15 protein-coding genes are annotated in these 19,196 nt (G+C 61.1%); 6 read left to right on the top strand and 9 right to left on the bottom strand.

From position 1 onward, the window contains the following. Window positions 1-105 precede the first annotated feature (105 nt). From KDW55_RS25245 to tssB, 9 genes are all read right to left on the bottom strand, one after another. Complete coding sequence (locus KDW55_RS25245) at window positions 106-396, bottom strand: PAAR domain-containing protein (RefSeq protein ID WP_212161364.1); 291 nt, start codon at window positions 394-396, stop codon at window positions 106-108. 86 nt (window positions 397-482) lie between these two features. Continuing rightward, window positions 483-1,736, bottom strand: coding sequence for a hypothetical protein (locus tag KDW55_RS25240; RefSeq protein WP_212161365.1), 1,254 nt, complete (start codon window positions 1,734-1,736; stop codon window positions 483-485). Window positions 1,737-2,059: 323 nt separating this feature from the next. Then, window positions 2,060-2,959 (bottom strand): T6SS immunity protein Tli4 family protein, encoded by a 900-nt coding sequence (locus KDW55_RS25235; RefSeq protein ID WP_212161367.1) that lies wholly within the window; start codon window positions 2,957-2,959, stop codon window positions 2,060-2,062. Further along, on the bottom strand, window positions 2,956-3,243 hold the full coding sequence (locus KDW55_RS25230) for a hypothetical protein (protein ID WP_249174068.1): 288 nt from the start codon (window positions 3,241-3,243) through the stop codon (window positions 2,956-2,958). The genes KDW55_RS25235 and KDW55_RS25230 overlap by 4 nt, the downstream gene beginning before the upstream one ends. After that, window positions 3,200-4,099: a T6SS immunity protein Tli4 family protein gene (locus tag KDW55_RS25225; protein WP_212161368.1), complete on the bottom strand. Its 900-nt coding sequence runs from the start codon at window positions 4,097-4,099 to the stop codon at window positions 3,200-3,202. Before KDW55_RS25225 ends, KDW55_RS25230 begins: the two co-directional genes overlap by 44 nt. Next, window positions 4,096-5,886, bottom strand: coding sequence for a hypothetical protein (locus KDW55_RS25220; protein ID WP_212161369.1), 1,791 nt, complete (start codon window positions 5,884-5,886; stop codon window positions 4,096-4,098). The genes KDW55_RS25225 and KDW55_RS25220 overlap by 4 nt, the downstream gene beginning before the upstream one ends. A gap of 30 nt (window positions 5,887-5,916) precedes the next feature. Continuing rightward, the gene (gene vgrG, locus KDW55_RS25215) at window positions 5,917-8,385 is read right to left on the bottom strand and encodes a type VI secretion system Vgr family protein (RefSeq protein WP_212161370.1); all 2,469 of its coding nucleotides are present in this window, start codon (window positions 8,383-8,385) and stop codon (window positions 5,917-5,919) included. 98 nt (window positions 8,386-8,483) lie between these two features. Continuing rightward, complete coding sequence (tssC, locus tag KDW55_RS25210) at window positions 8,484-10,016, bottom strand: type VI secretion system contractile sheath large subunit (protein WP_059544318.1); 1,533 nt, start codon at window positions 10,014-10,016, stop codon at window positions 8,484-8,486. 73 nt (window positions 10,017-10,089) lie between these two features. Continuing rightward, a complete protein-coding gene (gene tssB / locus KDW55_RS25205; RefSeq protein ID WP_040140381.1) occupies window positions 10,090-10,602 on the bottom strand; it encodes a type VI secretion system contractile sheath small subunit in 513 nt (170 codons plus the stop codon). A 554-nt stretch (window positions 10,603-11,156) separates the two neighbouring features. Between tssB and tssK the strand changes: the two genes are divergently transcribed. From tssK to tssE, 6 genes are all read left to right on the top strand, one after another. Further along, the gene (tssK, locus tag KDW55_RS25200; RefSeq protein WP_212161372.1) at window positions 11,157-12,509 is read left to right on the top strand and encodes a type VI secretion system baseplate subunit TssK; all 1,353 of its coding nucleotides are present in this window, start codon (window positions 11,157-11,159) and stop codon (window positions 12,507-12,509) included. Continuing rightward, window positions 12,506-13,237 (top strand): DotU/TssL family secretion system protein, encoded by a 732-nt coding sequence (locus tag KDW55_RS25195; RefSeq protein WP_040140385.1) that lies wholly within the window; start codon window positions 12,506-12,508, stop codon window positions 13,235-13,237. The genes tssK and KDW55_RS25195 overlap by 4 nt, the downstream gene beginning before the upstream one ends. Continuing rightward, window positions 13,234-15,063, top strand: a complete 1,830-nt coding sequence (locus tag KDW55_RS25190) for an OmpA family protein (RefSeq protein ID WP_212161373.1) — start codon at window positions 13,234-13,236, stop codon at window positions 15,061-15,063. Before KDW55_RS25195 ends, KDW55_RS25190 begins: the two co-directional genes overlap by 4 nt. 103 nt (window positions 15,064-15,166) lie before the next feature. Beyond that, window positions 15,167-15,652 (top strand): Hcp family type VI secretion system effector, encoded by a 486-nt coding sequence (locus KDW55_RS25185; RefSeq protein WP_069243175.1) that lies wholly within the window; start codon window positions 15,167-15,169, stop codon window positions 15,650-15,652. Between the two features lie 137 nt (window positions 15,653-15,789). Continuing rightward, window positions 15,790-18,498, top strand: coding sequence for a type VI secretion system ATPase TssH (tssH, locus tag KDW55_RS25180; protein WP_212161390.1), 2,709 nt, complete (start codon window positions 15,790-15,792; stop codon window positions 18,496-18,498). 13 nt (window positions 18,499-18,511) lie between these two features. Then, window positions 18,512-18,943 (top strand): type VI secretion system baseplate subunit TssE, encoded by a 432-nt coding sequence (gene tssE / locus KDW55_RS25175; RefSeq protein ID WP_059544331.1) that lies wholly within the window; start codon window positions 18,512-18,514, stop codon window positions 18,941-18,943. Window positions 18,944-19,196: the final 253 nt, after the last annotated feature.

Raw genomic sequence — 19,196 nt, 5'->3', positions numbered from 1 at the left:
TCGCGGGTTGCGTCAACATTATTGACGTATCTATTCATGCAAATTTCGCCGCGCTGAATTGCAACGACACCGGGTAATGCGCTGCTCAAGTGGTTGCCCAACAGCTCAAACATCTACATAAGACGATTGCTGGGAAGACAGCAGACGTGGCGGCGACTCGCACTTGCATACACAAAGATCTTCGCTCAGTGCTCCCTCCCTGCCATCCGGGTCTTTCATCGACAAGCGGGGGCCTTGGCACACAATTTTCCCCATTGACTGACATGCAGGACACCAGACATCGTCGCGCTCGTAGGCTTGTTCGCGATCGCCAATCCGGTCATTCGAATCGCCCCCCATCACGGTGCCATTCGATGTTGTCTTATCGCCTTTCAGAATGTCGTACCGCCTGACCATGATTTAATCTCCTGAGTTCCTGATATGCCGAGTGTTGCCTTGTGCACTGCCACGATGCAAAGAGCGGAAAAGACACCCTTGCCCCTTTATTGCCGGTCGACATTCCGCAAAACACTGAAGCAAGGCCCGTTCTTGCTGGCGGTCACAACCAACTGAGCCGAACCATCCTGTGCCGCTGCCTTGGCTGCGCACGTCAAACCCAGCCAAGAGGCGACTTCGCCTGCATGCCCAACCATGTAATCGATGTTCGAGGGCTTCGCGGGGATACCAGCCTTAACTACGGCCGCACTCACCTTATTCGCTGTGACTGACGCGAGACCGCTTTGCCAGATACGATCAACGGTCACGGGCTCCACGCCCCCCCAACGCAACGCACGTGCGAGGGCAACATCTACTGGGCATGTGTCAGTCTCGTTTGGTCGATGCAACCAAGCAATTGGCTGAACTTTGGATGCCCGCTGCACCTGCTCCGGCGCGACCAGAAGCGCAATGCCAGCCTCCGCGCTTCCTTCCGGCGGAAGCACTTGAAGAATGGAATTCAACCGAACGAAAACAAGCAGACGCACCTCGTGATCTCGCTTCTGGTTGATTCGATCCAGCCACACGTCAAGAGCCATCAAGTCGGGAGGTTCTAGTAGTATCTCGGCTTCGAGCGACCGAAGATCGGATTTCGCCCATTGCTTGTCCCATGATGCCAACGCTTCATCCTCGTTCACCGTGTCCGACAATACCAACTGGATGGCCAGTTTCGATTCCGGCGGCAATGAACGCACCGCCTCAGCGACATCTTGAATCAGCGCCCCGAACACCCACTCGCACACGTGACGACGTCGCTCCTCATCGATCATGAATCGCTTCCCGTCTTTGTCTGCGTCGGGCTGCTCGAACCAGCGTGCGTTCACCGGAGGCATATCGAGTTGCGGCGCGGTCCGCGTTTCGAGTCTGATCGAACCGTTCAGCAATTTGTCGAACGACTCTTCCTTCGCATCGCTCGCAAACCGGTATGCGGCAGCTAGAAGCGCAAGCGGGCGGCTGGCCTGCTCGAATACGCTGTTCACGTGCTTTCCTCTCGCTGCGTTCCATTCGATGGCGTCCAGCCGACGCCCCTCGTAGACGCTATAGCGCCGCAACACGACGAAGGCTGCAACGCCAACCGGATACACGGTGACGCATATCCAGAACCATAGGGTTCGCGTTGACTCGCCTTTAGGCCAGAACAGCAGAATGGCGAAAACTCCGGCCAGCACGATAACGAAAAACACGATGCTCCAGATGAAGCGTGAAGGAGGTTTGTCCGGTACGGGTTCCTCCGGTGGCAACTTTTCGAAGTCAACCGCCATGCCCCACCTTCATAACCTGTTCGAGATCGGACTTACCGTCTGGGAAACAACACACCGCACCGCCCGAGCCTGGTCCTCGCCTCACGACGAATGATCGAGATGTTAGGAACGACCTCATGCCACGCTCTTCTTGTGCGATCGAACGATAGAGCAATACGATTCATTTCGCTTCTGGCAACGCGACGGAAACACCTCTTCGTTCAGGTAGCGCATGACGTCGGCAACCGTCATGCCGTGCGAAGCACCGCATGAGATGCGGGGTGCGAGCGTAGCCACGGGCGCTGCGACGAGCGCCATCAAGACTTTGCGGCGGGACAATGTCGTCATACCGCCCCCGGCCGCAAGCGAATGGAATCCACCACGCCATCCCACAGCTCCAGTGCTTCGCCATCATTGGCGAAGGACTCCTGATTGGTTGGATAGGCGCTTTCGCCTACGCGCAATGATGCATTCAGATTAGGTTCCGCCAGCGAGTATGCATTGCCCGGCGCTTCCCATTTGAATCCGGAGGTGCGCTTGCCGTCCTGCGTGCCGGCCACCAGAATCTCGTCGGCTTCGATTGGGCCAACGGGTCGGGCACGGCTGCGCAACTGGCTCACACCCACGACCGTCCCTAGCAACGCTGGCAAAATGCCGCCCGCGCGGGCACGCAAACCCTGCTCCACGCTCTTTTGCGTATAGGACGTCAGCCGGAACCAGACGTCGGGCTTGTTGGGCAGTCGGATGTTCAGTTCCCAGCTTTCGAGGTTGAAACGTTTAGCCGCCAGGATGGTGTCTGCAGCCACAAAGCCAATGCCTTCTGGCTGTTCGCCGGGTGGGATTTCTCGCCACTCGCCAGACAGCCTTTGGCAGGTAGCTAGCGCACTGGTCCTGAGGTCCGGCGACACCTCTCCCGAGTACTTCAGGCTTTTTGAACCGGCCCGGAAGTAAGTACCGAATCGATACAGAATATCGCCTGTCGGACGATTCCATGAGACCAGCGTTACTGAACCGTTGGCGTGCGGCACCCGCTCAATGAACAACGTGCCATATTTGACGTGTTTGGTAGCGCGCAACTCCTGCTCCCTTTGAGCAACCAAGTAATTAAAGCTTGCTTGCGTCGTGATCTCAGGCAGCAGGTCAATTTTCACCTCGTTGTACTTATACGTCTCGACGGTCGTCGCCCCAGGGGGAAGTTCCACCAGATGGCGCCCGACGGCTCGAGTTATCCAACCTTGCTTCATGCCGACTCCTTTTTGTGCCAACGGGCTTTCTGAGCGATCTTGACGATGGCGTACATGGTCGCGTATAGCGATCGGCCGTACGCGTCGCCGTAGCTGCCCTGATGGTCATATCCGAAATGCTCGTTGCATGGACCGGCGTTGCCTTGCCCGTGCGCAAAACTCATGGCAATGCCGGCCTTGCCCGGAGCCTCACTGGTGCTGCAACGAGCACTATCAGGACTTTGCGGCGAGATAACGTCTTCATACAGCCCCCGGCCGCAAGCGAATGGAATCCACCACGCCATCCCACAACTCCAGTGCCTCGCCATCGTTGGAGAAGGACTCCCGATTGGTCGGATAGGCGCTTTCGCCTACGCGCAAGGATGCGTTCAAGTTTGGTTCAGCCAGCGAGTACGCCTTGCCCGGCGCTTCCCATTTGAATCCGTAGGTGCGTTTGCCGTCCTGCGTGCCAGCCACCAGAATCTCGTCGGCTTCGATCGGGCCAACGGGCCTAGCGCGATTGCGCAACTGGCTCACGCCGACCACCGCCCCCAGCAATGCAGGTAGAACTCCTCCCGCGCGGGCACGCAAGCCGGGATCCACTCTTTCTTGGGCATACGACGTAAGCCGGAACCAAACATCGGGTTTGCCGGACAACTGGATGTTCAACTCCCAACTTTCGAGGTTGAAACTATTACTTGCCAATATCGCGTCACCGGCAACAAAACCAATGCCGATCGGTAACTCGCCAGGTGGAATTTCTCGCCACTTCCTCGCCAGTTTCTCAAAACTAGCTAGAACGGCAGCTTTGCGAGCCGGATCAAGGTCGCCAGAGTATTTCAGGAATTTTTCACCTACCCGGAAGTAGCTATCGAAACGATACAGGATATCGCCCGTCGGACGATTCCACGAGATCAACGTCACTGAACCATTAGCATGCGGTACTCGCTCAACAAACAAACTGCCATATTTGACATGTTTGGTAGTCCGCAACTCCTGCTCCCTTCGAGCGACCAGGTAATCAAAGCCACCCTGCGTCGTGATATCAGGCAGTGGATCAATTCGATCCTCATTGAAAGTGTAGCTTTCTGACGTTGTTGCCTCATGTGGCAAATCCACCAGATGGCGCCCTATCGCGCGCGTTCTCCAACCGAGTTTCATGCCGATTTCCTCTTATGCCAAGTGGCTTGCTGGGCGATCTTGATGATGGCGTACATGGTGGCGTACAGTGATCGCTCGTGCGCGTCGCCGTAACTGCTCTGATGATCGTAGCCGAAATACTCGTTGCATTGCCCAGGGTTGCCTTGTCCGTGAGCAAAGCTCATGGCAATGCCGGCTCTCCCCGCTGCCTCACCCGAATATACCGGTACGGTTCCGTCCCCCGGGCAATCGGGTGCCCCAATGGTCAATTCGATGCCCGAGGTAGTCACGAGGGTGCCGTTGCCATCGTCGCTGGCAATCGTCAAGCCGACAGGATCAAAACCATCGAGGCCACTCCCTTCCCACGCCACCTCCCCCCAAGTGAAGCGGTGCTTGCTCGCTAGCAGTCCCATTTCAAGAATGCCACCCGCACCCTTTTCGGAATCGCGCTCCCCTTGCGCGCCATAGTGTGAGTACGTAGGCGTTTTGTATTGCCTCTCGATAGCATCGTGGAATGTTCTAATTTGATCGATCGTCTCATTGAGTTTTTTACGCGGGCTACGTTTAACAACGACATCCCCATTTGTTAATTCGGCTGGAACAGTCTTCCCCCCCTGATTCACGAACCCCAAATTCCCATCCGGCACCAACCCATACCACGCAGGCGAGAAATAGATCTCGTTATACGGATCACCGTTCTGCGGCAGAGCAAGGATCTCTTTACCGGTCTCCTTGTCGCGCACCTTGAGCCACGGCTTGCCATCGTTGTAATCCGCGGTAGGCAACAGTTCGAGGCCGCCCGGTGCCTGCGCGAGAATCGCCACAACATCGGCCGCGTTGCGCCCGAGGAAGAGTTGCTCCGCGCCCTCAAAGCCCGAACGCATGCGCTTGTACGTGGCAGGCGCACCCGTGGCGGGCTGCACGCCGTGCGAGACGCCCAGCACCTTGTCGCAGTTGTGCAGTTCCGTGAGAGACCGACTGACAAGCCCACCCATCGAGTGCGTAACGACAATCACCTTTTCCGCCACTGGCCGGCTGGGCGCCGGACGCTCGTTGTAGCACGACGACCCGCCCTTGCCGTCAGGCGTATCATGGACAACGACGGCCTTGCCCTCGTTGTAGAAAGGCAGAATGGTTTTTTCGATTAATTCCTTGATGGCCGCGCCAGAGTCCCGGTTGCTTTGCAGCCAGTTGTAACCACCCGCCCAGACGTCGAACTGATAGTTGGCGGCATGCAGGATTTCTTCACGCGTGAGGGCATCACCTTCTTTCGCCCCCCATTCCGTCGGCGCGGTCTGCCCCGCCTCAGCGGCCCATTTCTGGAGCTTGGCCTCGCAGCGCTCGAAATCGTATCGAGACAAATCATTCAACAAGTGCTGCAGCTTCGCCATGAGCGGGTGATAGCTCGAGCGCATCAAGCCGCCCCAACCACGTGCGACCAGCACGTTCTTTGGGAGACCGCTCTCGCCCGCGTCGATCGGGCCGCTAGGATCGATCTCAACTGAGTTGGTCACCAGATCGCCGGCACGTTCGTTCGTGCTCTTGAACAGATAATTAAACAATTGCCCGATCAGATCCGCCGCACCTCGCAAGTCAGCGTTAGGTGGTCGCCATACGCTGGCCTTGGTGTCCTTCTTGCGGAGATTCGTGCCCATGATGCCGGGCAAGAAGAGAATTGGAATGACGTATGGTTTGGCAAGCACGATCTTCTCGCGCCGGTCTTCCGTGGAGGTCAGCGTCGCAATACTGTACTGGTCGCCGTTCTCGTCGACCATGCTGTGATGCAAAACGGAAGGGGATTCTGTCATGAAGTTGTTCCCGAACGAGAGTCGCTAGGTTTAGTCCAGCACACGAATTCGAACGTGCTCAGTAAAGAGGCTCTTTTGATGTGGCGTCTTGCCGGACTCGTCGGTCAGTACTTTGATCACGCTACCGTCGTCCCGCTTGATTTCGGCGCTTGCATTACCAAGCGGCTCTCCTGTGGAAGGATTTCGCACGACGTAGGTATCGGCGAAATTTGCGTGCTTCCATGTGTTCATCGATTCTGCAAGCGAACTCGGCCCCTGCCGGCTGAAAGCTGCCGACTTGATTGTCCGGTTGCCGCGTGTTCCATCTTCGATACCGGTCGAGGAAATACGGACGTAGGAACCGCCACATTTGAGGATAAGCTCGCTTTTCGCTTCGATCGTGACCCGCCCGTTGGCACTAGTCATCCGCATGTCCTTCTCGGACATCAAATGCATCTCGTCGCTCTGCGCTTGGATATCGACCCTGCCGCGAGCAGCAAAAAGTTTCAGTCCGAATTTTTGTGCAAATAGCGATACGAGTTCGCCAGCTGCAACCGTGAACCGCTTCATGACACCGATATCAGCGTTTCCGCCGGCGGTGGCAATCAGATTGTCGTTCGCAGTCAGTTGAAGATCGGTTCCGGATGCCAGTCCCATCCCGTCCGGCGCACTGACGAGCACGCCCGACTTTTTCAACCCCTTGAGCGTTCCATCGAGCAACGCGCGTTGACGGTCGTAATCCGCCGCGGCAGCTTGCGCTGCGCTGGCCGCCTCACCCAGCGATCGCATCTGCTGCAGCGCCAGATCGAACAACCCCTGGGCGCCCTGCATCGCAAGTTGTTGACCCGAGGCACTCCATTGAGCTTCAGCGGTGACAAGCACCCCTTTTGCGCCCCGAACCGAGACGTGCTCATCCGTCCGGAGCTCAGCCCCCTTGCCTCGCTCCTTGCCGTCCCCATCGACCATGTGCCCAAGATTGAGCTCACTGGCCTGGAAGGGTGTCGCCAGATGAATGTGCTCGCCCCCTTCCTTATCCTCCATCCGCAGTTCATTCTGCGCGGCAGTGCGAACGATGTTGCGAGTGTGATTCCGGTTATTGACGAGATCCGGATGCTGGCTGTCGTGCATGGCCCCGATGATCACGGGCCTGTCCGGATGGCCATCAGTAAAGACGATGGCCACTTCCGCGCCGTCGATCAGCGGAAAGTGATGGCCGTAGTTGTCCCCGCTGTACGGTTTCGCAAACCGCACCGGCCGGCTCGTACCGCCCGGACTCCACTCGTCGAGATCGAACGGCAGCTTGATCACGTACCAGCCCTGCTCCGTCAGGTACGCGTATTTGTAATCCCCCGGCGACGTAATGCGCGCCGGCAGGATGCCATCAATGGCCGGCCGCTTGATCGAGGCCATCGGCGTGCGATATACGCGATCGGATGGAATCCCGTCGAAGGTCACCCAATACGATTGGCTACGGCCACCGCTCGACTCCACCGCGGTGACGAAGATGCCGTGTTCCGCGTCGGTCTGGACTGGCTCAACGCGCATGACTTCGCCCGCCTCGAGCCAGAACGGATTGCCGGTGCCCTTGAACGTGATCTGGTTCGCCAGATACGCCTCGTGCCTCAGACGCGCAACGTGCTTGCCCTCCTCCGGCGTCTCGTAATACTCACCCCAGCGGTAGTCGATCCCGTTCGTCGACTTGTCGGCACGCGCGGCGTTTTCCTCGACGACGAGCGATACGCCTGCCTGGCGGTGGTTGTAGTCGTGCAGGCGCACCGCTTCAGGCACGCGGCGCGCGCGCTTCTCGAGCGTCTTGATCGCATCCGCGCCCGAACTCTCGAGCCCCGAGTCACGCCGGTACGGGACCATGCGCTGCTTGCGCGCATAGGCGTCGAGATCGTCACCGAACACGATCACCGCGTGATCCTTCTTCTGCTCCCAACGAAACCAGACGCCCTCCTGCGCACAGAGGCGCCGGATAAAGGCGAACGTTGTCTCGTGATACTGCGTTACGTATTCGTGCCGCTTGTACGTGCCGCGCAGTTGGAACTGGAAGTCGACGCCGGCGCGATACCCGTAATGGCGCAGCGTGCCGGTCACGATTTCCTCGACCGACTGCTTCTGGAAAAGCCGGCTGGTGACGCCCCGGTTCAGGTCCGCGAGCACCGGCTCGAGCCGGACCCGGTAGTGCGTCTGATCGGCGGTCGTCGCAAATTCATCGAATTCCGTGATGATGCCGTGGATGGTGCGTGCTGGCGGCATCTTGCTGAACTGCTCCGCGTTCTCCCCGAACATCTTGAGCAGATAGTCCATGTTCGGATCGACCGGAGCGATGATGAATTTCGCGGATCGACCAATCACCTGATCCATCGGGATACCGGCCGTCGGACTGGTGAATTCGATGTCGTAGTGATACAGCTCGCTCACGGCATCCCGGCCACTGAATTTGAGTACCGAGAACGGCGCCGGGTGCGGCGCGAGCTTCAACTCATAGGCCTGGGTAGGCAGGATCGACGACATGCGAAAACTCCATTGAGCGGCGCGAAATATGAGGCAGCACCGCCGGAGCCATCATGGCTCCGGCGGTCAACACATGGGACCAACCGGATCAGCGCGCCTTAACTTTTGGCCTTGGGCATCTGCGACACCAGCGACAGGCCGATGTCCATGCCCTCGACCTGGAAGTGCGGGATGATGAAGAGCTTGATGCGGAAGAAGCCCGGGTTGTCCTCGATGTCCTCGACGGTCACCTTTGCCTCACGCAGCGGGTGCGAAGCCTGTAGCTCGTCGCCCGGGTCCTTCATCTCCGTCACGAGCCCCTTGATCCAGTTGTTCAGCTCGAGCTCGAGGAGACGCCGATCCTTGGTCGTACCGATGTTCTCCCGCTGGATCAGCTTCAGGTAGTGAGCGATCCGCGACAGCAGGAAGATGTACGGCAAACGTGCGTTGATGCGGCTATTGGCCGTCGCTTCCTTGGTCTCATAGACCGCGGGCTTCTGCGTCGAACTGGCCGAGAAGAAGCACGCGAAGTCGTGATTCTTGTAGAACGACAGCGGAATGAAGCCGAGATTCGCGAATTCGAACTCACGCGTCTCGGGAATCAGCACTTCGGTCGGGATCTTCGGTTGCACACCCGTGCCGAGGTCGTACAGGTGAACTGGCAGGTCCTCGACCTTGCCTCCCGCCTGCGGGCCGCGGATCTGCACGCACCAGCCGTTGTTCACGAAGCTGCGCACCATGTTCGCCGCGAACGCGAACGATGCGTTGACCCACAGGTACTTGTCGTGATCCGGGCCCTTCACTGCCTCTTCGTAATTGAAGGCACGCACGGGCGTCGTGTCCTTGCCGTACGGCAGACGCCCGAGCACGCGCGGCATCGTCAGGCCGACATAGCGTGCATCGTCCGTGTCGCGGAAGCTCTTCCACTTGATGTACTCGGCGCGATCGAAGTAGTTGCCGATATCCTGGATCGCAGCAACTTCCTCCATCGACTTCTTGCCGAAGAACGCCGCACCGACCGCGCCGATGAACGGCATGTGCGCGGCAGCGGCGACCTTTGAGATGTTGCGCAGCAACGCCACATCCATCGGCGAATTCGTGAACTCGAAGTCACTGATCATCGCGCTGATCGGCTGGCCGCCCGGCGTGTCGTACTCTTCGATATAGGTAAGGCGATACAGGCCGCTCTGGATCAGTTCCGGCGCGTCCTCGAAGTCGCGCTGCAGCGCGTCCTTCGCCACATCCAGCACTTCGATGCGCGCGTTCTTGCGGAAGTCCGTGCGCGAGACGAGCATCTTCAGCCCGCGCCAGCGCCCTTCGAGCGCCTGGAAGTCAGGTGTGTGCATGACGGCGTCGAGTTGACGGCTGATTTGGCGGTCGAGCTGCCCGATGTAAAAATCCAGCAGCGACTTGTCCAGGCGATCGACCGGCTTGCTTTCCTTCGCGATCAGATTGAGCAGCGCGTCCATGCCGCGCGCAACGCGCTCGTCGGCCGATGCCTCCGACAGCGTGTCGTTATCGCGAAATGCTTCGATCGGCCGAGCTTCGGCGACCGGCATCAGATTGATCTTGTCGCACAGCGCGGCGTACACGCTTTCATGCTCGAGCACGACGGTTTCCGTTGCGCCCTGACCCGCTTCATTCTGCTTCATGGTTCTCTCAGTCCCGTTTCGTATGGCTGTGTGGTTGCGTGAGGCGGTGGAGGCCCTCTTCGGCCGACTGCGCTCAGGCATGACCTTCCTGTTGTGTAGCGGCCGTCACGATCTGTGACAGTTCGCCACGAAGCTTTTCGGTGAGGCGCTTGTCCTTCAGAATCTTTTCGAACTCGCGACGGAACGTGCCGTTGTCGAGCAAATTCGATTTGAGGTCGCGCAACAGATTGCGCATCGCCAGCATGGCTTGCAACTCCGGGATCTGGCGAGCAACCTGCTCCGGTTCGAAATCCTTCATCGAGCGGAACGAGAGGTTCACCGGAAGCTCCGATCCGTCGCCGGCCAGCATGTTCTCCGCGGACATCTTCAGATCCGGCGCATAGTCGGCCAGGACAGCATCGAAGTTGTTCTTGTCGATATTGACCTTCTTGCGCTCGGCAAGCGGCGCTTGCTCACGGCCCGCGCTGAAGTCGCCCGCAACGAGCAGCTTGAGCGGCAGCTCGACCTTCTTCTGGGCTCCGCCCGTATGCAAATCCAATGTAATGGACACACGGCTTTTCGGAATTTCTCTCTGGAAGCTATCCATTTGCAATCCTTATTGAGTGATGGTAAAGCCCGAGCAGGTGCGCGACGCGTTCGACACGATACTGAGTTCGTCATGCACATCACGCGGAGCATGCTCCGATCGGAGTTTCATCGTGTGGTTTCGGTTAGCACGGCGAAATCGCTTGGCACTTATACTCGGTAAACACGACATGCGTCAAAGCATGTTGCACGTCTGCCACGCGCTCAAATGCAAACCAATTCAAAAATATCCGGTTTTATTTTGAGATTTAACATTTATCGACATTAATCGGGCCACCCTGGCGCTACGCTACCTGCCGCTTAGGCGCGACGTCCTTTCGCCCCATCACCATGGCGGTTGCAATATAGGACGAGGGTGGCACGTGTTTCGCCACCATCTCTAAATTGCCTCGACGATCTTTATCTCAATAATTAATTATTCAATAGTTGATTTAATGTATTTGACATTTTCGCGAGAGCGATTAGTAAATCGAAATACTTTGATATTTCACCGCGCGAGAAAGATTGTGTATATGTTATGCCCTCTTTCTTATAACGCACATTCAGACCATACTTATGCGGATCGACAAACCGCTCTGGTACGAGGGCTTGATCCTCTCGCAGCAGCATTTTCAGCAGCAGGACCGATGGACGGGGTTTGCGATGCAGCAGTTCGCAGCCGCCGCGCTCGCGCATCCCTGGGGCTCCCTTGGCGTCGAGGTCGACCAGGAGGCGCTGGCAGCGGGGCGTCTGAAGCTCACGCGGCTGAAGATACGTTTTCCCGATGGTACGCCGGTCGATACGACGATGGCCGATGACGTTCCGCCCGCGCGTGACCTGACACAGGGCGTGCCGGCGGATCGTCAAAGCATCGTGGTGCTCGCCGCGCTCGCGCTACCGGATGCGAACGGCAACAACTGCCGCTTCGATGAAACCACGCTTGCGCGCCCGCGTCGCTCGTACCGCGAATTCGTCAAGGTCACGGACCTGAACGGCTCCGGTGAATCGGAAATCGCGGCCGAACGTCATGCGGTACGACTGCTGTTCGACTTCGAGTCCCATGCCGACGACACGGTCTGCGCGATCGCGCGGCTCACCCGAAGCGCAAGCGGCCAGTTCCAGGTCGATCACCGGTTCGTGCCGCCATGCCTGACGCTTGGCGGTCATCCGCTGCACGTCGAGCGGATCAATCGCCTTGCCGACATCCTGCAGGCGAAAAGTCTTGCACTTGGCGCACGCCGCAGCGAGCGCATCGAGCAGGTGGCGGAATATGGTGTGGCCGACATTCAGCTTTTTTGGCTGCTCCACTGCATCCATGCAGCGTGGCCGCAGTTGCGGCTCTTTGCAACGCACCCGAATCGCTCGCCCGAGCACCTGTACGCAACGCTCGCGCAGTTGGCGAGTGCGCTCATGACGTTCTCGACCGGCGCGCAGCTCTCGGACATCCCGGCGTACGAGCATGCGCGCGCTGACGACGTATTCGCACAGCTCGAATCGACGATCCGCGATCTGCTCGATGCCATCATTCCGTCACGTGTCATATCAATCGGGCTCACGCGCAAGACGCCCACCACGTGGACCGGCCAGTTCCTCGACGATCGCATCGTCGGGGATGCCGCCGACTGGTATCTGTCCGTGAATGCGCCGATTCCCGCGTTCGAGCTCGTTGAGCAATTCCCGCGGCTGTGCAAGGTCGGCGCGCCGGACGACGTGGAGCACATCATCAATTCAGCGTTGTCGGGCATACCGTTGAAAGCCGTGCAGCGCGTGCCGGCGGCGATCCCGATACGCCTGGACAATCAGTATTTCGCACTCGATGCGGCGAGTGCCGCGCACGTGAAGATGCTCGCCGCGCGCGCCTGCCAGATCTATCTTCCGGCGTCGGTACCCGATGCCGCGCTTGAACTCTACGCGGTGCTGCGCTCATGAACACGCTGACTTCCCGCCGCCCCGAACTTGCCCTGCTCGACTCGGTGACCAACGCTGGCGGCACACCGCATAACGGCATGCGCGATCTGCTGCGCGATACGGCATTGCTGGTGACGACCCTTGGCTCGGGTGGGATGGCGCACGATGCGGACGGACTGCGCCATCGATGCAGGCAGTTGATCGAGAATTTGTCGGAAGCACTGGCGCGACGTGGCTATCCGGATGACGTGCGCCGGGAGGTCCTGATCGCCCAGTGTGGCCTGCTGGACGAAACGGCACTACGCGCGCTGCCGACCGAAATGCGCGCCGACTGGGAACTGACACCGCTGCAGGTCGAGCAGTTCAATCTGCACGACGCCGGCGAGAGCGTGATCGATCGGCTGGAGGCGCGCATGCAGGAGGCTACGCCGCGCGTCGACGTGCTCGAGTGTTACGCGGCGATCCTTGGCATGGGATTCGTGGGACGCTACGCCCGCGAAGGCGAAGCGAAGCGCACCGCGTTGATCGCATCGCTGAACGCCCAACTGGAGAAGCTTCGGCCTTCGTCGGCACGGCCCTTCGTTGCCGATCGCGCGGGACGACGGCTTTCGGACTGGTTCTACCGGCTGTCGCCGTGGGCGATAGCCGGACTGGCCTGCGTCGCCGCGGCGACCGTGTGGATGATCTGGGCAGCGGCGCTGGATGCTCAGCTCGCGCATCTGCTGTCGGCACGGGTCGGTCAGCCGTGAAGTCCGACCTGCGGGTCCTGTCCGCCAGGCCGGCGCGCACGCCCGATGATGGGTACGAAGGGCTCGGGTACCCGCTTCGGATTATGATCGTGTTCGCGGCTGCGCTGGCGCTCGCGGTGATCTGGCTCGTGCTGCCACTCGGCCGTGGCGTGACCTGGGCGCTCACGGCGCTCAGTGGAGCCGTCGTGCTCGCGCTGATGGCGTGGTTCACCCGCCGGCTGTCCCGCGCGCGCGAACAAAGCGCACACGTCCTGGCTGCACTAGGCGCGGCGACTGAGGATATTCCCGTCAGGCTGCGCACGCGTATGCGGCTCGTATTGGTCACGGGCGATGGCCTGCCCTCGTTGTTCAATCGGAGCGAAGAGGAGCGCTTCGCGCATGTCGGCGATGGCGCGATCTGGCTGCGTGTCGATCATCCGCAGGAGCTGCCGCGGCTCGCCGTCGCGGTCCGGCAATGGCGCGACGGTCGTGCGCCCGATGGTGTCGTACTTTGCGTTGCGCCTGCCTTGCACTCGGGGCCGGACGTCCTGACGCAGAAGCTGCGACTGGTGCGTCAGGCGGTCGCCGACGCGGCGCGCATGCTCGGCGCTCGCCTACCCGGTTACGTCGCCGTCTATCAACGGCTGACGGTCGAAGAAAATTCCAATGTCCCGCACGCGATCCCGGGTTTGGGAGCCGCTGCCAGCGCGCACCTCGCGACATCGCAATGGTATGGCGTTTCCTCGGCAACACGTCTGGTTGACACCGAACGCTTCGAGCCGGTGATCCGGGCAGCCGAGGATGAGGTCCAGCGCGCCGCGGGCGACCGGATGGTTGCCACGCGCGCAGCCGCCCTTGCGTCAATCGTTGGATGGACGCAGCGTGTCGTGATCGGTGCGCTTACGGACCGGCAGCAGCCGGCCACACCGTGGGCGCTGTTCGGTGCCGGCTGGACCGACTGCGGCCCCGCGGACCGCGGGGGCATTTCCTTGGGCCACGATTCGGGCAACCCTTGGCAACGCGATGTCGGGATGCAGACCGGGGTCGTGCCCGCTGGCGCGGCAGCTTCTTCGCTGCCGTGGCCGTTCCCGCAGCCGTTGATCGAGGCGATGCCGCGCCGGCACTGGTTGTCGCCGCGCATGGCGGCCTGCGCCCATGCGCTCGCGCTGCTCGCGTGCGCGGCCGCAGTGGCGTCTTGGGCGTCAGCAAAGAGCAACTCGGCGTTGCTGAACCGCATCGGCGCCGATCTCGGCCGCTATTCGATGGTCCCGTCCGCACACGACGCTGCGAAGCGCGACGCGTTGCAGGCGCTGGTCGCCGATCGCGATCAACTCGACCGGTATGCACGCACCGGCATTCCGCTTCGCCTGTCGTTCGGCATGTACCGGGGCAACCGTCTGATGCCGGCGCTCGACGACGCGATCGCCTCCTACGCGCCGCCGCCTCCGCCGCCCGCGGTCGTCACGCTCGACAGCATGTCGCTCTTCGACAGTGGGCGCGCACAGCTGAAACCGGGGTCGACACGCGCGATGGTCGGTGCGCTCGAGATGATCAAGACGCATTCCTCCAACGGGACTTCCTTCGGGGCGCCGGACAAGCGAATTCTCGTGGCCGGCTACACCGACAACGTGGGCAATCCGGACAGCAACCTGAAGCTGTCGACAGCGCGTGCGCAGGCGGTGCGCGACTGGCTGATCGACGCATCAGGCATCCCCGCCACGCAGTTTGCCATCCAGGGCTACGGCGATACACGACCGATCGCAAGCAATGACACACCGGACGGACGCGCCACGAACCGGCGCGTGGAAATCACGCTGGTGCCGGAGGTCCGAAGGACGACGCCGTGAAATGAAGCACAGGCTTTAAGCCCCCGGAGCGCCCGCTTCGGGATTCTGAAGCTCGGGGGCTGGCTCCGGGCGGTTGTCGCAGTACGTAAACAGGAGTGAAGCAATGGCAATTCCGGCCTATATGTGGCTCAAGGACGATGGTGGCGCCGACATCAAGGGCTCGGTGACGGTTCAGGACCGCGAAGGCAGCGTCGAGCTCGTCGCGTTCGATCACGGCGTGCACATCCCGACCGACGGCAACACGGGCAAGCTCACGGGTACACGTGTGCACAAGCCCATTACGTTGACGAAGGAAACGGACGCGTCGACGCCGTACCTGTACAAGGCCGTGACGAGCGGCCAGACATTGAAGTCGGTCGAAATCAAGTGGTACAAGATCGACGACGCGGGCAAGGAGAAGGAGTACTTCAACACGAAGCTCGACAACGTCAAGATCGTGGCCGTCAACCCGGTGATGTACGACATCAAGAACCCGGACTACGAGAAACACAACCACCTCGAGAACGTCGAACTGCGCTACGAGACGATCACCTGGTCGTACAAGGACGGCAACATTATCCACAAGGACACCTGGAACGAGCGTTCCTGATATCCGCACCTTGTAGTGGGACTGGCGCGCTGCTGCGGCCGGTCCGTTTTACCAGCTCGCGATCCGGGCTGACCTTTTTCTACTTCGGAGCGGGCCACAGGCTGTCGCCCGCTCTCTTCTGCGACCCGGCTTCCGTCATGACCCTGCGCGATACGACCCATCTGTTTCGTCGACTCAACCCGTACTGCGCGAAGGCGCTCGGGGCGGCTGCAAGGCTTTGCCAAGGACGGCTCTCGGGCGAGGTTACGGTCGAACACTGGCTGTTGAAGCTGATCGAGGCCGGCGACGGCGACATTCCCGCGATTCTGCGGCATTACCGGATCGACGTCGATGCGGTCTGGGACGCATTGATTGCCGCGCTCGAGCACCAGCCTCGCAACCTGCGCGGCAAACCGGCGCTGTCCCCGCAATTGGCGACCGTGCTTCAGGATGCATGGCTTCACGCCACGTCGGAAACCCACGAGCAGGCCATCCGCTCTGGCCACCTGCTGCAGGCCATCGTCGACGTGCCGCACGTGCTGCGTGCGCAGAATGCCTGGCCGCTGCTGTCGATCAGCAGCGCGCAGATCCAGCGGCTGCTACCGCGCCTCGGTCATCGGTCGTGCGAAAACAAGCTGGATGACGTGGACGCTGGAACGGATGACGAGGCGCTCGCCCCGGCCGGCGAAGTCCGGCCCACAGTGGCCACGGGCAATGACACTCGAATGCCCGCGCCTCAGCGCACCGTGGAGGGAGACGCGCTTGCCCGCTTCGCGATCGATCTGACCGACAAGGCCCGTCGCGGTGACATCGATCCCGTCTTCGGCCGCGATCGCGAGATCCGGCAGATGGTCGACGTGCTGGCGCGCCGGCGCAAGAACAATCCGATTCTCGTCGGCGAACCGGGCGTGGGCAAGACGGCGCTCGTCGAAGGCCTCGCGTTGCGCGTCGCTGAAGGCAGCGTGCCCACCGTCATACGCGACGTGCGGATTCTCACACTCGACCTGGGTCTGCTACAGGCAGGCGCCGGCGTGAAGGGAGAGTTCGAGCAGCGCCTGAAGAACGTCATCGAAGAAGTACAAGCCTCTGCCGTGCCGATCCTGCTCTTCATCGACGAAGCGCACACGTTGATCGGCGCGGGTAATGCCGCCGGCGGCGCCGACGCCGCGAACCTGCTCAAGCCGGCGCTCGCGCGCGGTGAGTTGCGCACGATCGCGGCCACCACGTGGTCCGAATACAAGGAATTCTTCGAGCGTGACGCCGCGCTCGAACGCCGCTTCCAGATCATCAAGGTCGACGAACCCGACGATGACGCGGCGTGCCTGATGCTGCGGGGTCTGAAGAGCCGCTATGCACAATTTCACCACGTCCACATCCGCGACGAGGCGCTCGTCGCCGCGGTGAAACTGTCGCGCCGCTATATTCCGGCACGGCAGTTGCCCGACAAGGCGGTCGATCTGATCGATACGGCGGCCGCGCGCGTGCGCATGAGTCTCGAGTCTCCGCCCGCGGAACTCCAGCGCGCGCGGGCCGCGGTGTCGGCGCTCGAGCTCGAGTACGCGACGCTGGAAGACGACGCGCGCGCAGGCATTGAGCACGCGCAGGCGCGTCGTGCGTCGCTCGAGGTCGCGCTCGTGAACGCGAAATCGGAACTGGCGGATCTGCAGAGCCGTTATGACAGAGAGCTCAAGCTCGTTCAGGCGCTGCATGAGCAACGAGAGGTCGAGCCGTTCGAGCGCGACGGCGCTTCTTTGGTCCGCGCGCGGCAGGCGCTTGGCGGCGCCCAGGGTAAAGCTCCGTTGGTCTTTGCCGATGTCGACGCGCAGGCGATCGCACGCGTCGTCGCCGAGTGGACCGGCGTGCCGGTCGGCAACCTCGTCGACGATGAATTGCAGAGCCTGCTCACGTTCGAAGCGCAGCTCGCCACACGCGTGGTCGCACAGGACGACGCGCTGGCTGCGCTCGCCGAGAGCCTGCGCACCGCGAAAGCGGGGCTCAAGAACGAGCACGCGCCGCTCGGTGTGTTCCTGCTCGCAGGACCGTCCGGCGTCGGGAAGACCGAGACCGCGCTCGCGCTGGCCGACCTGCTCTTTGGTGGCGAAACGGCGCTCACGACGATCAACATGTCGGAGTACCAGGAATCGCATACGGTGTCCCAGCTGAAGGGCTCGCCCCCGGGTTACGTCGGATATGGCCGTGGCGGGATTCTGACCGAAGCCGTGCGCCAGCGTCCCTATAGCGTCGTACTGCTCGACGAGATCGAGAAGGCACATCGCGACGTGCTGGACATCTTTTACCAGGTGTTCGATCGCGGCATGATGCGCGACGGCGAGGGGCGCGAGATCGATTTCCGCAACTGCGTGATCCTGATGACGTCCAATCTCGGCAGCGCGCAGATCGACGAGGCGACCACCGACGATCCCAGGATTGCGCAGGCCGCGCTGCTGGACGCCATTCACCCGCAGCTCGTCGCACACTTCCAGCCGGCCCTGCTTGCGCGCTTCCAGACGCTCGTCTACCGTCCGCTGGACGCAACCGCGCTCGCCTCCATCGTGCGCCTGAAGCTCGCGAAGGTTGCAGACCGCCTGCGCCGTCAGCACGACGTCGAGCTGACGTGCGACGAGTCCCTGATCGGTGCAATGGCCGAGCAGTGTCTCGCTCGCGAATCCGGCGCGCGCAACGTCGATGCGTTCCTCAACCAGCGCATCCTGCCGACGGTTTCGCGCGAGTTGCTCGCGCGCATGGCCAACGGCGCCGCGCCGGCGAAGATCGTGCTGTCGAGCTCGACCGAGGGCAATCTGACGATCGATTTCGTCGACCGCGACACGTCGGTGGACGCCGCGGCGGTCGCGCCGGTCGTCGCATAACGGGAGCGACGCCATGCCGGCCGGACCGTCTCTCCATGACATGCTGCTCGGACAAATCGGTGGTGAACCGCTCGATGCCCACGACGAGCGGACGCTGGAATGCCTGAGCGTGCAGCAGAACGTGCGCCGCATCCTGAACACGCGTGCCGGTGCGCTGAAGCACCTGCCCGACTACGGCCTGCCGGATCTGACCAACATCTACAAGGCGCTGCCGGCGTCCGCCCATTTGCTGAAGAGCCAGATGGAGGCGACGCTGCTGAAATACGAGCCGCGCATCCGAACGATCGGTGTTGAAATCCTCGAGAACGACGATCCCGGCGTGCTGGTAAGTTTCGAGATGACCTGTCATCTGAAGAGGGCCGGGCTCGTCCGATTCGGAACGTACTTCGCGCCACCGGGCCGCATGCGAGTAGAACATAGGCCGCACGCAAACGCCGGCCGCTAGCATGTGCTCGCGGAGATGTCCCGCCACTGAGCAGAACATCGGAATGCGCCCGGCCTTCCGGCAGCCCCAACCGCGCCTCGGCCATGTCTTCCTCGAACTCGCGATATAGGGCGTGATCGTCGTACGGGCTCGCGGCGTAGAGCTGCGTCCACGACATCGACGGATGTTCGAGTTGCCGCTTCAGGAATACGACGGCCATTCGCGCATCCCCGCGCGGTGCAATTCCGCGAACAGCCGCCGCCACAATCGTCAA

The organism is Burkholderia sp. AU19243, assembly GCF_018148075.1.
Lineage (GTDB): Bacteria > Pseudomonadota > Gammaproteobacteria > Burkholderiales > Burkholderiaceae > Burkholderia > Burkholderia latens_A.
This window is presented reverse-complemented; position numbering and strand designations above follow the sequence as displayed.

Coding starts and splice junctions, on each gene's coding strand:
- KDW55_RS25230 (WP_249174068.1), bottom strand. CDS start 3,243: ATGGCGTGGTGGATTCCATTCGCTTGCGGCCGGGGGCTGTATGAAGAC.
- KDW55_RS25220 (WP_212161369.1), bottom strand. CDS start 5,886: ATGACAGAATCCCCTTCCGTTTTGCATCACAGCATGGTCGACGAGAAC.
- tssK (WP_212161372.1), top strand. CDS start 11,157: ATGCGGATCGACAAACCGCTCTGGTACGAGGGCTTGATCCTCTCGCAG.
- KDW55_RS25225 (WP_212161368.1), bottom strand. CDS start 4,099: ATGAAACTCGGTTGGAGAACGCGCGCGATAGGGCGCCATCTGGTGGAT.
- vgrG (WP_212161370.1), bottom strand. CDS start 8,385: ATGTCGTCGATCCTGCCTACCCAGGCCTATGAGTTGAAGCTCGCGCCG.
- tssH (WP_212161390.1), top strand. CDS start 15,790: ATGACCCTGCGCGATACGACCCATCTGTTTCGTCGACTCAACCCGTAC.
- KDW55_RS25240 (WP_212161365.1), bottom strand. CDS start 1,736: ATGGCGGTTGACTTCGAAAAGTTGCCACCGGAGGAACCCGTACCGGAC.
- KDW55_RS25235 (WP_212161367.1), bottom strand. CDS start 2,959: ATGAAGCAAGGTTGGATAACTCGAGCCGTCGGGCGCCATCTGGTGGAA.
- KDW55_RS25185 (WP_069243175.1), top strand. CDS start 15,167: ATGGCAATTCCGGCCTATATGTGGCTCAAGGACGATGGTGGCGCCGAC.
- KDW55_RS25195 (WP_040140385.1), top strand. CDS start 12,506: ATGAACACGCTGACTTCCCGCCGCCCCGAACTTGCCCTGCTCGACTCG.
- tssE (WP_059544331.1), top strand. CDS start 18,512: ATGCCGGCCGGACCGTCTCTCCATGACATGCTGCTCGGACAAATCGGT.
- KDW55_RS25245 (WP_212161364.1), bottom strand. CDS start 396: ATGGTCAGGCGGTACGACATTCTGAAAGGCGATAAGACAACATCGAAT.
- tssB (WP_040140381.1), bottom strand. CDS start 10,602: ATGGATAGCTTCCAGAGAGAAATTCCGAAAAGCCGTGTGTCCATTACA.
- tssC (WP_059544318.1), bottom strand. CDS start 10,016: ATGAAGCAGAATGAAGCGGGTCAGGGCGCAACGGAAACCGTCGTGCTC.